This window comes from Mycobacterium kiyosense (assembly GCA_021654635.1).
Taxonomy (GTDB): Bacteria; Actinomycetota; Actinomycetes; order Mycobacteriales; family Mycobacteriaceae; genus Mycobacterium; species Mycobacterium kiyosense.
The window spans coordinates 3,825,369-3,839,822 of the sequence record AP025179.1; the positions used below are offsets into that span (position 1 = coordinate 3,825,369).

Sequence of the window (14,454 nt, forward strand, 5' to 3'; positions counted from 1 at the left end):
ACCAGCTCTTAGCTGTGGGTTTGCCCCGGTAATCATCCGAGTATCGGACGATTACGGTGAAGTCTCGTAACCGCTCGCCGGCGACACCTGATCACCGCATTAGAAACAAAGAACCCGGGTCGACCGCGAGGGTCGAATACCGGGCTCTTCTGGAATCTCAACCAGAACATCCGAGGGATGCCACTCTGGCCTTTGTATAGAACAGTCTACATGGCGGCCGTGTCGACCACCAACGCCGTGATATGACTGCCTGCGTGGCGGTGCCGTACGGGCCTTGGGTCGAGAACTGGTTGAGCTCCGAGCGGTTCGCAACGTACTTGAGAATGGCCGGCCACCACAGGCCACGCGCCCTGGCGCTGTACGAATGGAGCACCAGCCTGAACGCTGCCCTGCTCCACGATTTCGCCCACTTGGAGGTCGGACTGCGAAACATGTACGACGCCGCGCTGATGGGGGCGGTCGCGGCCGGCGACAGCCACTGGCTCGACAGCGCTTCGGCAGCTCAGCTATTCCCGAGGAATGTAGCGGGGAACGCGCGAACACATCAGGACATCGCCATCGCACGTGATAATGCTGGCGGGACCGGAGCGCCGGCAGGCAAGGTGATCGCCGAGCTAATGTTCGGGTTTTGGGTCTTCCTGACCGCACGTCGGCACGAACCTCTCGTCTGGCTACCGCACCTGGCACACGCTTACCCCAGCGGAACTCGCCGCGCGCAACTACACAACGGCTTGAGCGACCTGTTGAAGGCTCGCAATCGGGTAGCGCACCACGAGCCGGCGACTGTGCGTTCCGGGCGCGAGATCGTCCGCCGAATTCGCGGTCACGCCAGATATGTCTCGCCGGAGCTCGCTCGGCACATCGATGCGACAAGCACCGTCGAACAAATCATCCGGAACCGGCCGTAGCCCTTACCGATGTGCAACGCAGTACCACCAAAGCGAAGAACAATCCCCACTTGCAGCCCTGGACGCAAGCGACGCGCAGCGAATTACATCGATGTAATTTTCTGTCGGTACCCGACCATAGGGTGACGGTGTACGAAAACATGGCTAGCTGAGGAGGCCACGATGGCGGACCGTTCGGCGATCGAGTGGACCGAGGCCACCTGGAACCCCGTCACCGGCTGCGATCGCATCTCCGACGGATGCGACCACTGCTACGCGATGACACTGGCCAAGCGGCTCAAGGCGATGGGCTCGGCGAAGTATCAGGTGGACGGAAACCCGCGCACCTCGGGCCCCGGCTTCGGGCTGACGGTACATCCGCAAGCGCTCGACGAGCCGCGGCGGTGGCGCAACTCCCGGGTGGTGTTCGTGAACTCGATGTCCGACCTCTTCCACGCCCGGGTGCCGATTGAATTCGTTCGCGACGTGTTCGACGTCTGTCGCGACACTCCACAGCACACCTACCAGGTGCTGACCAAGCGCAGCCTGCGCCTGCGCCGCGTAGCCGACAAGCTCGATTGGCCGGAGAACCTCTGGATGGGCGTGTCTGTGGAGAACGCTGACGCTCTGCCCCGCATCGACCACCTCCGCGAGGTGCCGGCCGCGGTGCGGTTCCTATCCTGCGAGCCGCTGATCGGACCGCTCGACGGCATCGATCTCACCGGCATTGGATGGGTAATCGCCGGTGGCGAATCCGGTCCTCGGTACCGGCCGATCCAGCTGTCGTGGGCACGGGGGGATCCGGGACGCCTGCACCGAGGCCGAGGTGCCGTTCTTCTTCAAGCAGTGGGGCGGCCGCACCCCGAAAGCGGCGGGACGTGAACTTGACGGTCAGCTGTGGGACGAGATGCCCGAGGCCGCTACGGGTTAGGAGCCGTCGTCTTGCGGATAACGTGCTGGTGCGGCTTCGACACCTTGGTCACGTGTTCGATCTCGCCCGACTTCACCAGAGCGCGAACCGCCGCCGTGTACGCCGTCTCCTTGGCCTCACCGTAGAGGTCTCCGTACACCTCCTTCACGTGCCGGACCACCTCCTTCGGTTGCCCGTCGGCAGTCACCCGCCGCAAGTTTTCGGTGATGTGCGCAATCGCTTGAGTGTGTTCCCTCTCAAACTGATCTGCCACGGCGTCCCACAGTGTTCCCTGCGGTTCATCGGGGTCCGGCCCCAAGAACTCAATCCATCTCTGTCGCGCCTTTGCGCCGGCGGCTCCGAAGACCCAGAACCCGTGTGGGTCCTGGGTGAGGAATATCAAGTAATAGACGGGCTGGTGATGGACCTGGCGCCGTACCGGTGCGACGACGTATCCGTACCCGGTTCCGTCGATCAGATGCTTGGCGTACTCGATCGCGACGTTCTCCGCGGCTGACTCCCAATCGCGCCCGCCAGATGCCTCATGCGACCTCAGCGCCACACCTCGCCACCACTCACCGCCGCACACGGCGTCTGCCTTCGCGACACCGCCGAGGTCGAGTTGGCCCTTCTTCAACTGACCGCCTGCTCGCCGGATCAGGTCGGCGTTGAAGTTCAACAACAACTCGGTCCGCGGCCACTTGCCCCGTGTACGGAGGATGTCCCTAATGGAACTCATCGGGAGCACGGCTCCGCAAGGATCAAGGAAGACGAACAGACTGGCTCCGGCGGCCAACTGCAACGCCTCGTCAATGTAATCCCCGCATTCGCCGTGGTGGCTGTCGATGCGGATACCTCGGGCGCGGTACTCGTCGGCCACCGCGTCGAGGGACTCGTAGTCCTCACGGTTTTTCTCAATCAGGAGAAGGTCGATCTGGGTGGTGTTCCTGGCCTTCTGCGCGGCGAGCATCATGTGCTCAGCGGATCCTGCTTCACCGGTGTCGAAGCGACCTCGGCCGGCGAACCCGTCGAAGAGCACCGCTCGCTTCGGCTTGAGCTTGCTCGCTGTCATCGTCGCGAATCTGACGACGTACTGCTCGAGGATCGCGTGCTTGTAGACCGATTGCGGCCTGGGGCTTTCCAGCAACCCTGCGTCTGTACCGGTGGGCATCGGCTTTGCATCCCGGCCGATCAGCGCCGCATCGACCAAGCCATCGACCCCGATGATCGAGTCGATGCGGTCAACATGCGAAGTCTCCCAATCTTCTTCATGCGTCCAATCGAGCAGCTCTCGCACATCTCATCGGTGCCCATCGCTTCATCCATCATTTGATCCACATCCATCACGTCCGCCTCGAACGCTCCAACATCCACTGCCATGGTCGGCCCTGGCGACCCCCAGGCCAATGATTGCATTTGTCATATCACTATGCAAATATAACATACATGACGGATCCACAGTCCATTCCGGCGCTCCTCCAGGCCATCCGTGCTGCACTCGACCTCACGCAGGCCGAGTTGGCCGAGCGGCTCGGTGTCTCCTTCGCCACGGTGAACAGGTGGGAAGCCGGTTCCAGCAAGCCACAGAGAGCCCAGCTCGCCAAGATCAACGCTCTGGCCGAGGATGCTGACGTCGACGCCAGCGATTCCCCACTCGCCGGTGGAGCGATAGTCACCCGTCGCCGTGGCCGCCAAGCTAAGCCAGCGACTCCGACCACAAAGCCAATGGAGCAGATGCTGTGGGACGCCGCTTGCTCGATCCGAGGCGAGAAGGACGCGCCGAAATTCAAGGACTACCTGCTGCCGCTGCTATTCCTTAAGCGCCTTTCCGATGTCTTTGACGACGAGATCGACCGACTCGCCGAGGAGTACGGCGACCGTGACGTCGCCCTGGAGATCGCGGACAACGACCACGACCTGCTCCGCTTCTATCTCCCGCCCGAGGCGCGTTGGGCCGTCATTAGCGGACGCGCGCAGTACGACTGGCCTGACGACGAGCGCGGTCGGTCTACACGACCACGCGACATCGGTGAGCACCTCACCAAGGCAGTGCGAGCCGTCGTCCGATTCAACCCGAGTCTCGCCGGAGTCATCGACGTCGTGGACTTCGCGGCTGAGCGCAACGGTGAGCGGGATATCAACCCCGCCAAACTCAATGGCGTCGTCGAGACCTTTTCCGACCCGCGTTATCGCCTAGGCCTCGCCGACGTGCAGCCCGACTTCCTTGGCCGCGCATACGAATATCTCCTCCGGAAGTTCGCAGAGGGCTCGGGCCAGAGTGCGGGCGAGTTCTTTACTCCAACCGAGGTCGGATTCCTCATAGCGCGCATCCTGAGGCCGAAGCCAGGACAGACCTGCCATGACTACGCTTGCGGTTCCGCCGGCCTGCTCATCAAGCTCCAGCTCATCGCGCGCGAGCTCGACCTGACCGCCAAGATCCCACTCAAACTGTTTGGCCAGGAGCTACAGGCCGAGAGTTACGCCGTCGCCCGGATGAACGCAATCATCCACGACATGGACGTCGACTTACGCCGCGGCGACACCATGATCAATCCCAAGTTCCGGACATCGTCGGGATCGCTCGACCAATTCGATCTTGTCGTCGCAAACCCGATGTGGAACCAGCCTTTTGACCCGAGCATTTTCGAGGACGACCCGTACGACCGTTTCATCAAACACGGTGGCGCAACGTCAGGCAAGGGTGACTGGGCCTGGCTCCAGCAGACGCTCTCGGTGCTCAAGGACACCGGCCGTGCGGCGGTCGTCCTCGACACCGGTGCCGTAACGCGCGGCTCGGGCTCGAAGAACGAAGACAAGGAACGCAACATCCGCAAGTGGTTCGTCGACCGCGATCTCGTCGAGGGCGTCATCCTGTTGCCCGACAACCTCTTCTACAACACGACGGCCGCTGGCGTCATCGTGGTGCTCAACAAGCGCAAGCCCGAGTCTAAGAAGGGCACGATCACCCTGCTCAACGCGAGCAAGCGGTTCACCAAGGGCAAACCCAAGAACCACCTCGCCGACGAGGACGTCTTGGATCTCGCGAGGCTCTACAACGCAGGCGATCCTGCCGAGGGGGAAGTTGCGGTCATCGACCTCACCCAGATCGCCGACGCCGATTACAACCTCAGCCCTAGCCGGTGGGTTTCCGCTGTCGCCACCGATGAGACAGGCGACCTCGGTGATTTGCTGACGGAGTTCGAGCAGTGCATGAGCGCAGAAGCGGATCTCGAGGGCAAACTCCATGGAGCACTCGCGAGTTTGAGGAAGCTGGCATGACCGAGTCGGCTGCCCTCCTCAGTGACCTCTGTGACTTGATCAGTATCCAGGTCGACCCGGCGACGATGCCGGAGTCCCCTTATCTGGGCTTAGAGCACCTTGAACCTGGCCGTCTTCGAGCGACCGGCTTCGGGAGAGCAAGTGATGCCACGAGCCAGAAGGCCGCATTCGAGCCGGGTGATGTGCTCTACGGAAAGCTGCGGCCGTACCTCGACAAGGCGGTGCTCGCGGATCGCGCTGGAGTTGCCACCACGGAGTTGTTAGTCCTCCGACCCAAGTTGGGCGTGAGCCCGGAGTACCTCGCATGTGTTGTTCACTCACCTGCTTTCGTCGAGTTCGCTATGCAAGGTGTGACCGGAGCCCAACATCCCCGAACTTCTTGGGCGCACGTCAGGGCGTTCGAGCTGTCCGCCCACGACCGATCAGAGCAAGCATCCATCGCGAAGCTCCTGTGGAGCTTGTTCGAGCTAAGGATGAGAACGGAACAGGGCATCGCTAGTGCTTCCTCCTTGAAGCGGGCCGCGATGCAGCAGTTGTTCTCGCGGGGCCTGCGCGGGGAGGCGCAGAAGGAAACCGAGATCGGCCAAATCCCTGAGAGCTGGGAACTTGTTCCTTTGGGCGACCTCGGTCGAATCGGGAATGGTTCGACCCCGAAACGATCGACTAGTGCTTACTGGGACGGTGGGACTTTCCCATGGCTCAACAGCGCCAAGGTCTACGACCGTGACATCCAGGATGCAGACCAGTTCGTGACTGACGTCGCCCTGAAGGAGTGTCATCTGCCCGTGCTTGAGCCGGGAGCGGTTCTGGTGGCTATCACTGGACAAGGCAAAACCCTGGGTAATGCGGCCGTCCTCGGTATCCGCGCAACGATCAACCAACACCTCGCCTATCTTCAGACGGACCTTGAGAAGGCTGAACCAAAGTTCGTCCGCGCATACCTTGAGACTCAGTACGACCACTTGCGTGCGGTCGCTTCCGGCGGAGGTAGCACGAAGGGGGCGCTGACGTGCGGCTTCCTCCGTGGGATGACGGTGCCGCGGCCGCCAACCATCATCGAGCAGCAGGAGATTGCCGACGTGCTGGACGTTCTCGACCGCAAGATCGAGCTGCTCGGCAGTAAGCGCGACGTGCTGGACCGGCTCTTCAAGGCGTTGCTGCACAAATTGATGACCGGCGAGATTTCGGTCGACGACCTCGACCTGAGCACATTGCCGTCAATCGACGGGACTGCAGCATGAGCCAGATCAAGATCTCCGAGGCCAAGTCGGTGCAGTTCCCGATGGTGAAGCACGCCTCAGCCGTGGGCTGGGAACAACTCACACCAGAGGAAGCTGAACGCATGCGTCGCGGTCGGGCCAACATGCTGTTGCCCGAGGTGCTGGAGAACAAACTGCGGCACTTCAACCCGTGGCTTACCGAGGACCAGGCCCGCGCGATCGTCGAGAGCATTGAAGCGCTGCCCCCCACGATCGAGGGCAACCGAGAGGTGTTGCGCTGGCTCCGAGGCGAACGTCAGTGGCACGACGAGAACGAACAGCGCCAGCGCCCGGTTCAGGTTGTCGACTTCGATCTACCTCACGAGAACGCCCTGCACGTCACATGGGAGTGGAAAATCGAGCCGCCCGCCCGGGCAAAGGGCAACCGCGCTGACGTCATGTTCCTCGTCAACGGCATGCCGGTCACCATCGTGGAGCACAAGAACCCGAAGGACCGCGACGCACTTACCAAAGCCGTGACCCAGCTTCGACGTTACGAGATGGAGACGCCAGAGCTCTTGGCTCAAGCGCAGCTCCACAATGAGACCCACCTGATCGACTACTGGTACGGCGTCACGTGGAACATCAACCGCCGCATGCTCTTTAGGTGGAAGCACACGAGCGACGAGTCCTACCGCGATGCCGTACAGGCGTTTTTCGAGCCGCGTGACTTCCTGCGCACTTTGCGCCAGTGGGTGCTCTTCTACGTCGAAGATGGTGAAACGAAGAAATCGGTCCTTCGCGAGCACCAGCGAGGTGCAGTCGATGCCGTGGTCGAGCGGTGCGCCGACCAGGCAAAGAACCGGGGGCTGATCTGGCACACACAGGGCTCCGGCAAGACCTTCACCTTGCTAACGGCGGCGCAGTTGATCCTCAGCCAGAAGGACCGCTTCAAGAACGCAACCGTCATCCTTGTCGTTGACCGCACCGAGCTGGAGGGCCAGCTCAAGGAGTGGGTCGACAGACTGCTCGGCGAGATGCAGGCCAACGACATCCCGGTTCGGCGTGCCAACAGCAAGGATGACTTGCAAGACATCTTCGATTCCGACTTCCGTGGCCTGGTCGTCTCGATGATCCACAAGTTCGAGACAATCCGGAAGGACAGCTCCAACCGCGACAACGTCTTTGTCTTCATCGACGAGGCTCACCGGTCGGTCGCTGCTGACCTCGGCTCATACCTCATGGCGGCGGTCCCAAACTCCACCATCATCGGCTTTACCGGCACCCCGGTCGGCGGGACACAAGGCGGTGGCACAAGTTCGTTCCAGATCTTCGGATCACAGGACGAAATGGGCTACCTGCACAAGTACTCGATCATCGAGTCGATCGAGGACGAGACCACTCTGCCGATCAAGTACATGCTTGCGCCGTCGTCGATGTCCATGGCACCAGAGGACTTAGACGAGCAGTTCTACGCCCTTGCGTCCGACGAGGCCGTCACTGACATCGATGAACTCAACAAGGTACTGCAGCGAGCAGTTGGACTGCGCACCTTCCTCGGCTCTGACAGCCGCGTGGCGCAGGTGGCTGAGTTCGTCGCGAACCACTTCAATGAGAACGTAGATCCGCTGGGGTACAAGGCATTTCTCGTCGCGGTCGACCGTGAGACGTGTGCGAAGTATAAGCGCGCGCTCGACAAGCTGCTGCCACCCGAGTGGTCCGAGGTGGTCTACAGCAAGAATGCGAGCGATGTCGTCGACCGTCCCGACGTACATGAGCTCCAGCTTTCCGATGACCGCGAGAAAGAGGTGCGCCGGCAGTTCAAGAAGGCCCATCAACAGCCCAAGATCCTTATCGTCACTGACAAGTTGCTCACCGGCTACGACGCGCCGATCTTGTACGCGATGTATCTCGATAAGCCGATGCGTGACCACGTCCTCCTCCAGGCGCTCGCGCGCGTGAACCGACCATATGTCGACAGCGAGGGTGTGCAGAAGAAGGTGGGTCTCGTCGTAGACTTCGTTGGCATTTTGAAAGAACTTCACAAGGCGCTGCGGTTCGATTCCGCCGATGTCGAAGGCGCCCTGCAAGACCTCGATGTGCTGATGGCGGATCTGCTGCTGAAGATCGACGCTGCTTCCACCGAGTACCTGCAGGTCACGAGCGGCCAAGGCGATGACGAGCAGTTAGAAGGCATCGTTTACGGCAAATTCGTATCGGAGGACGAGCGCAAGAAGTTTTTCGACGACTACCGCGACATCGAGGCGTTGTGGGAAATACTACTCTCGCCCTCAGCGGAGTTGCGCGACCACATCGCGACGTACAAGCGCCTATCTGTTCTATACGCGGCTGTGCGAAACGCCTACTCCGAGGCGACCACCTTCACTGCCGATCTGGAGCACAAGACCAAGCGTCTGATCGAGGAGACCGCAACTCAGGAAGGTCTGGGTAGGTTCACCAAGGTTGCCACGTTCGACGTCCCAACATTGGAGGCACTGAGGGGGGACGACGGACCACCTGAGGAGAAGGTCTACAACCTGTTGCGCGGCTTACGCAAGGAGATGGAAGACAACCCCCGCAGCCGCGGTGGCGCTCCAGGGCATCAAAGAAAGGGCCGACCGCGTCATCGAAAATCTCGAAGAGCGAAAGATCAACGGCCTTGCCGCTTTAGATGAGCTCAAGGCAATTGCGGAGGAGAAGGACAAACTGCGCGAGTTCGCCAGGCAGAGCGGACTATCGGATCGCGCCTTCGGCATTTTCTCGGCATTGAGAACCGAGCATTCGTTGCGTGAGCTGAATGTCGATATCCAGCGGGTCGCAGTGAGCATCGAGGTAGCGGTGGATCAGTTCCCGCACTGGCGGCAGAATCCCGACGAACGGCGCCGCTTGCGCAGTGGCCTCTACAAACCATTGCTGGATAGTCAGGTGCCTGCGAAGTCCTGCGCCGAGATTATCGATAACGTTATGACTGTGCTGGAGAAGGTCTGATGGCAAGGCCGAGGATGCCGCTGACCGCCGATCAAACCCTCACCCGCAAGGCGATGGCGTGGGCGACCAAGATTCGGGTGAATCCTTCACGCATCGTGATCGCTGAGCTGACTACAAAGTGGGGCTCGTGCGCACCGGACGGTGTGATCACCCTCGCACAGGATCTTGTTGAGATGCCCGCGGCCTTCCAGGATTACGTCGTCGTTCATGAACTGCTCCACCTGCGATACCGCTCCCACGGGAAAGCCTTTACCGCGATGATGACTGCGTTGGTTCCCGGTTGGCGCGAGCTGGAGGCATCGAGCCGAATTAGGGGAGGTGCACAGATGAATTCCGCGGAATTGTCGGGGCGCCCGGCCACGGTCGAGTTCGGATTCGGGAAAAGGGATGTGCCGCGTGTCTGAAGAAAATGCGAAGAACGCCAAAAAGAGTCTTCGTCGTCCACGGTCGTAACTTGGGTGCGCGAGACGCGATGTTTGACTTTCTCCGGGCCATAGGTCTTGAGCCGATCGAATGGTCGACCGCGATCAGCGCAACAGGATCGGCGAGCCCCTACATTGGCCAGGCGCTCGATGCCGCGTTCGAGATGGCGCAAGCCGTCGTCGTTCTCCTAACGCCTGACGACATTGCGTACCTACGACCGGAGTATGCCAACGGCGAGGATGACCCCGAAAGGACTCCGACTCCGCAAGCCAGGCCAAACGTGCTGTTCGAAGCAGGCATGGCGATCGGGCGTCACCCCGAGCGAACCGTTCTTGTGGAGCTCGGCTCGTTGCGCGCGTTTAGTGATGTTGCGGGCCGGCACGCCGTAAGGCTGGACAATTCGTCGCAGAAGCGCAACGACCTCGCGAACCGCCTCAAAGACTCTGGCTGCGACGTGTCGACTGCGGGGGCAGACTGGCTGCGCACGGGCGACTTTACGTCACCCAATGCGCCCGACATGCCGATGGGACGCCGGGTCCCCAGCGCATCGGGACGCCCTCGCAATCGTTTGGATGCCCAGTATCTTCGGCGCGGCTCCGGCTCTGACGTTGTTCAACTCATAAATCGAAGCGGTCAAGACCTTTTCGACCTGCATTCGCCTAACGTCAAGGATTTCAACGCGGCGCTCAGGGGTTTCCCGGTCTCGCGATTGCCCGCATCAAAATCCGTGAGCTTGCGAGCGCTTTTATCGTCGAGTTCACCGGACAGGTTCGACTTGCTGGTCACGGGCCGAACCGAGGAGAACGAGGAATTCACCGAAACACTTTTCCTGGACCTCAATGGGTAGGCGTTGATGGACATACCGATTTCGTTTCCCCTCGACGACGATGGTTTCCTACGTCGCGAGTGTCCAAGTTGCGGTGACGAGTTCAAGTGGCATCACGGGCCCATGGCCAGCCGACCTGCTACCGCGATTGATCCCGCGGAGTACACGTGCCCGCTTTGCGGGATGACTACGCCAAACGATCAGTGGTTCACCCAAGAGCAGGTCAAACATCAACGCGAGACGGTTGAGTTCTACGCGGTGGACGTGGTTAATGACGAGCTGAAACGTGCATTCGGAAAGAACTACACACCTGGTAAGAACACGGCGCCACCGCCGACACCGCTTCACGAACCGAACGACATGGTCATCATTGAGCCTCCCTGCCATCCATGGGAGCCCGTGAAAGTTGACGAAGTCCGCGCGGACACCGGCCCGCTGTACTGCCTCTTCTGCGGTGAGACCTACCGCGCATGAAACGCATTCGCCCCCTACACGAGGTTGACCCCGTCATGCACTCGTGACTGGGGAGCTTCCTCGAAAGCGTCCAACACACGCACACTGAACGCTGGTGCCATCACAGACTGCACTTCTTGCTTTGTCATCCAACGGATTTCACGAGCTTCCTCGGTTGTGTGCGGCTCACCCTCGGTGGGCCGACAGCGATACACCAGCGCAACGATTCCGTGGGCCAAATTCTTATAGACACCGGTGATGCGCTCAACAGTCACAGCAAGTCCGGTCTCTTCCAGTACCTCGCGCTGTACGCCGGCCTCGAACGATTCGTTGAGTTCCAAGACTCCCCCGGGCGCCTCCCAGTGCCCGTTGTCATCGCGTTTGATGACCAAGACGCGGTCGTCGTCGCGGACCACGATGCCAGCTACGCTGACAGAGTGCTTCGGTGTGGCTGCCATGCGAGACTCCTACTCTGGCTCGACTCCAGTCGTGACATGGACGTGTCGTTTCCCTAGACTAGTCGCCTAGACATGTAGGGGAAGGCTCTCAGGTGCTACAACTTGGCCAGATCGATCGGGCGGACGATAAGCCGCCGTATCGACAGATCGCCACCATGCTGCGCGAAGCCATCATCTCTGGCCAGCTAGAAGCTGGTGGACGTCTGCCCTCCGAGGCCGCGTTGATCGATCATTTCGGGGTCGCCCGGATGACAGTCCGCCAGGCAGTGCAGCAACTGCGTTCCGAGGGATTGGTGATCTCCGAGCACGGTAGGGGCGTCTTCGTGCGGCCCGCTCCCCCAATTCGGCGACTTGCATCCGATCGCTTCGCGCGGCAACATCGCGCCGGCGGTAAGGCCGCATTCACCGTCGAGGCCGAAAAGTCGGGCTACATGCCACAGGTCGACAACATCACTGTGACACGCGAGAAGCCGAATCCCACTGTCGCCGAACGTCTTCGGTTGACCCCAGACAACGATGTTGTCATCCGATCACGGCGATACCTCGCCGACGGACGCCCCGTCGAAACCGCGATCTCATACATTCCCGCCGCCTTCGCCGAGGGCACCAAGATCGAACAGACCGACACCGGCCCTGGCGGCATTTACGCACGGCTCGAAGAAGCCGGCCACACGCTCGCTCGATTCACCGAGGAAGTCGGCGCACGGATGCCCACCCCCGAAGAACGCCGCGCCTTGCAACTTCCGGCGGGGGCGCCCGTCCTGACGGTGGTTCGGACGGCCTACGACACTAATGACGTGGCAGTCGAGGTGTGCGACACGGTGAAGGCGGCGTCGGCCTACCTGCTGGAATACGACTTCTCAGCGCGCTGAAACCTCGCGAAACGACCAAGCGCGGCACAATGCTTGACTTACTCCTCTAGACGACTAGGCTAAGTAGTCATCTAGCCAAATCCAGTCGAAAGGTTTAGCGATGTCCATTCCCAAATGGCTCCAGATCGGCCACGAGCAAGTCTTCTCCCTCGGCGCGTTCCTCGTATCCGAGGTGACGCCGATGATCGACTTCGACAAGTCCTCAGGCGAGAACCGCGTGCAGGCGAGGGACCGTGACACTGGTTTGCCGATGTGGCAGGTCGAAGTGCTTGACGGTGATCCCGCCGCACCGAAGCGGAGTCGAACGGTGACGGTCAAGTTCGCCGCACCAACGCAGCCGTCTGCGCCCACCAATTCCAGCGGAACGCCGTTCACTCCAGTGGTTTTCGAAGGCCTGATGGCTTTGCCGTATATCGAGCGGTCGGGCGATTTCTCTCGGATCGCGTGGTCGTTCCGCGCCTCTGGTATGACGGCACCAGGCAAGCCTTCCGCTGCGTCGAACTCGGGTCGGGTGTCGGCATGAATCCTGATCCGTTCGCGCCGGTCGATCCCGACACCCCGCTGCGGTTCGACCACGTGCTGGACTTCCTCACCAGCTTCGTCTTGTACGCCGCGGTCATCGTGGGCGTCATTGCCGCCGCTCTCGTTTACTGGCGCCTGCACTCGCCGGAAACCTACGAGGAACGGTTCGCGACACCTGCCCGGCTCATGCGCTGGCGCCTCTGGGCACACGTCTCGTGGCAAAAGCTGTGCAAGCGCTGCGGCTTGTCGACCTCTGAGCAGGTCATGCGCCGCGACAAAGAAGGACGACAGGTCTCGTCGACGCGTTGGTTTCATCCAAAGCTGTTGGGAACAGACGTGTCCCAAACCAGCCTTCGTCTGACGGTGCGCACCAGGATGGGCCAGACCGTCGAAGACTTAGAGCGTGCCGTCCCAGCGATCCGCGACGCTGCGGGCGCACACTCCGCGCGGTCGGTCGTCGTGTCTCCCGGGACGCTTCGGATCGAGCTGGTCATGCGAGAACAGCTGTCGACGGTAGGTCACGCGGCACCGCCGACAGCGGTAGCAACGGCGCGAGTCACGCTCGGGCGATGCGAAAACGGGTCCCCGTGGACCCTGCCAGTTAGCGGGCGACACACCCTCACCGTGGGCTGCTCAGGTGCAGGCAAAGGCTCCATCTTCTGGGGCATCGCATGTGGCCTCGGTCCTGCTGTCGCCGCCGGTGTGGTTCGCCTGGTGGGAATCGACCTGAAATACGGCATCGAATTATCGGTCGGCTCTGATCTGTTCACGAAGACCACCACCACGGAAACCGATGCCGTGGAAACCCTTGCCGCGCTGGAGAAGTTGATGGACCAGCGCGGGCAACGTATGGCCGGACACTCACGCCAGCACAGCGCGACTCGTGATACGCCGTTGGTGTTGCTCCTGATCGACGAACTCGCCGGTCTGACCAACTACTTGTCCGATCCGGCCATGTGCAAAGCGGCCAAAGCATCGTTGTCGCGGATCTTGTCCAAAGGCCGCGGCCTGGGGATCGTGGTGGCCGCATTCGTACAAGACCCTCGTAAGGAAATCATCCCCATGCGGGAATTGTTCACCCAGACCATCGCGCTGCGGCTGCGTTCACGCGACGAAGTCGCGATGGTGCTCGGCGACGGCATGGTCGACAAAGCGCCCGCGCACCGAATCAGCCCCAACCAACCCGGTACCGGCTACGTCGTCGCCGAAGACGGACAGGTGACCAAGGTGCGATCCGACTTTTGGAGCGATGACCAAATCCGCGCCACTGCAAAGCGATACGGCCGAGCACGCACACCCGGAGGCAAGCGCGATGAGTGACGACTGGGCTATCTTCAAACTGCCCAGCCAAGATCAAGTGGCGCGGCATGCAAGAGATTTGATCCACCGTGCCGACCTCGTCCGCAGAGACGGATGGGACCAATACCGGCACATCTGGTCGTGCGGCGAAATCATCGGCACCGCTCTGATCTTGGGTGACCATGCCGAACTCCAGCGATACAGCGAGACAACGGATTCCGCATTAGAGCGGTGGGCATATGACCTGTGGGGTATCGCCGGCGGTCAATCCGACGTCGATGCCGGATTACAGCGCACGCGCGCCTGGTTCGACTCGATCCGTGCAACGAGGTGAAGCG

At 61.2% G+C, this 14,454-nt stretch carries 14 protein-coding genes and 1 pseudogene; 13 read left to right on the forward strand and 2 right to left on the reverse strand.

The features are described 5' to 3' along the window. The first annotated feature begins 254 nt into the window (after positions 1 to 254). Both L6444_RS17850 and L6444_RS17855 read left to right on the forward strand, forming a co-directional pair. On the forward strand, positions 255 to 908 hold the full coding sequence (locus L6444_RS17850; RefSeq protein WP_236976280.1) for a CAAX protease: 654 nt from the start codon (positions 255 to 257) through the stop codon (positions 906 to 908). Positions 909 to 1,070: 162 nt separating this feature from the next. Next, positions 1,071 to 1,818, forward strand: a pseudogene (locus L6444_RS17855) (DUF5131 family protein). Here L6444_RS17855 and tcmP read toward each other — a convergent pair. After that, positions 1,808 to 3,094, reverse strand: a complete 1,287-nt coding sequence (gene tcmP, locus L6444_RS17860) for a three-Cys-motif partner protein TcmP (RefSeq protein WP_236976282.1) — start codon at positions 3,092 to 3,094, stop codon at positions 1,808 to 1,810. The pseudogene L6444_RS17855 and the gene tcmP sit on opposite strands and share 11 nt — an antisense overlap. A 149-nt stretch (positions 3,095 to 3,243) precedes the next feature. Between tcmP and L6444_RS17865 the strand changes: the two genes are divergently transcribed. From L6444_RS17865 to L6444_RS17895, 7 genes are all read left to right on the forward strand, one after another. Beyond that, positions 3,244 to 5,076 carry an N-6 DNA methylase gene (locus L6444_RS17865; RefSeq protein WP_236976290.1) on the forward strand — a complete coding sequence of 611 codons (1,833 nt, stop codon included), beginning with the start codon at positions 3,244 to 3,246 and terminating at the stop codon, positions 5,074 to 5,076. Further along, positions 5,073 to 6,317 (forward strand): restriction endonuclease subunit S, encoded by a 1,245-nt coding sequence (locus tag L6444_RS17870; RefSeq protein ID WP_236976292.1) that lies wholly within the window; start codon positions 5,073 to 5,075, stop codon positions 6,315 to 6,317. Before L6444_RS17865 ends, L6444_RS17870 begins: the two co-directional genes overlap by 4 nt. Beyond that, positions 6,314 to 8,950 carry a type I restriction endonuclease subunit R gene (locus L6444_RS17875; RefSeq protein ID WP_236976294.1) on the forward strand — a complete coding sequence of 879 codons (2,637 nt, stop codon included), beginning with the start codon at positions 6,314 to 6,316 and terminating at the stop codon, positions 8,948 to 8,950. The genes L6444_RS17870 and L6444_RS17875 overlap by 4 nt, the downstream gene beginning before the upstream one ends. Next, positions 8,862 to 9,263 carry a hypothetical protein gene (locus L6444_RS17880; RefSeq protein WP_236976296.1) on the forward strand — a complete coding sequence of 134 codons (402 nt, stop codon included), beginning with the start codon at positions 8,862 to 8,864 and terminating at the stop codon, positions 9,261 to 9,263. Before L6444_RS17875 ends, L6444_RS17880 begins: the two co-directional genes overlap by 89 nt. A gap of 14 nt (positions 9,264 to 9,277) precedes the next feature. Then, on the forward strand, positions 9,278 to 9,667 hold the full coding sequence (locus L6444_RS17885) for a M48 metallopeptidase family protein (protein ID WP_236976298.1): 390 nt from the start codon (positions 9,278 to 9,280) through the stop codon (positions 9,665 to 9,667). Between the two features lie 5 nt (positions 9,668 to 9,672). Further along, positions 9,673 to 10,533 carry a nucleotide-binding protein gene (locus tag L6444_RS17890; protein ID WP_255730669.1) on the forward strand — a complete coding sequence of 287 codons (861 nt, stop codon included), beginning with the start codon at positions 9,673 to 9,675 and terminating at the stop codon, positions 10,531 to 10,533. Between the two features lie 102 nt (positions 10,534 to 10,635). After that, positions 10,636 to 10,986 (forward strand): hypothetical protein, encoded by a 351-nt coding sequence (locus tag L6444_RS17895; protein WP_236976308.1) that lies wholly within the window; start codon positions 10,636 to 10,638, stop codon positions 10,984 to 10,986. A gap of 14 nt (positions 10,987 to 11,000) precedes the next feature. Here the strand turns inward: L6444_RS17895 and L6444_RS17900 are convergent, their stop codons facing one another. Further along, positions 11,001 to 11,423, reverse strand: a complete 423-nt coding sequence (locus L6444_RS17900; protein WP_236976310.1) for an NUDIX hydrolase — start codon at positions 11,421 to 11,423, stop codon at positions 11,001 to 11,003. Positions 11,424 to 11,515: 92 nt separating this feature from the next. On the opposite strand from L6444_RS17900, the gene L6444_RS17905 reads away from it, so the two are divergent. The 4 genes from L6444_RS17905 (at position 11,516) to L6444_RS17920 (ending at position 14,450) form a co-directional block, all read left to right on the forward strand. Next, a complete protein-coding gene (locus L6444_RS17905; protein WP_236976312.1) occupies positions 11,516 to 12,295 on the forward strand; it encodes a GntR family transcriptional regulator in 780 nt (259 codons plus the stop codon). A gap of 100 nt (positions 12,296 to 12,395) precedes the next feature. Then, positions 12,396 to 12,818: a plasmid replication, integration and excision activator gene (locus L6444_RS17910; protein WP_236976313.1), complete on the forward strand. Its 423-nt coding sequence runs from the start codon at positions 12,396 to 12,398 to the stop codon at positions 12,816 to 12,818. Further along, the gene (locus tag L6444_RS17915) at positions 12,815 to 14,137 is read left to right on the forward strand and encodes an FtsK/SpoIIIE domain-containing protein (RefSeq protein WP_236976315.1); all 1,323 of its coding nucleotides are present in this window, start codon (positions 12,815 to 12,817) and stop codon (positions 14,135 to 14,137) included. The genes L6444_RS17910 and L6444_RS17915 overlap by 4 nt, the downstream gene beginning before the upstream one ends. Further along, positions 14,130 to 14,450: a hypothetical protein gene (locus L6444_RS17920; protein ID WP_236976317.1), complete on the forward strand. Its 321-nt coding sequence runs from the start codon at positions 14,130 to 14,132 to the stop codon at positions 14,448 to 14,450. Before L6444_RS17915 ends, L6444_RS17920 begins: the two co-directional genes overlap by 8 nt. Positions 14,451 to 14,454 lie beyond the last annotated feature (4 nt).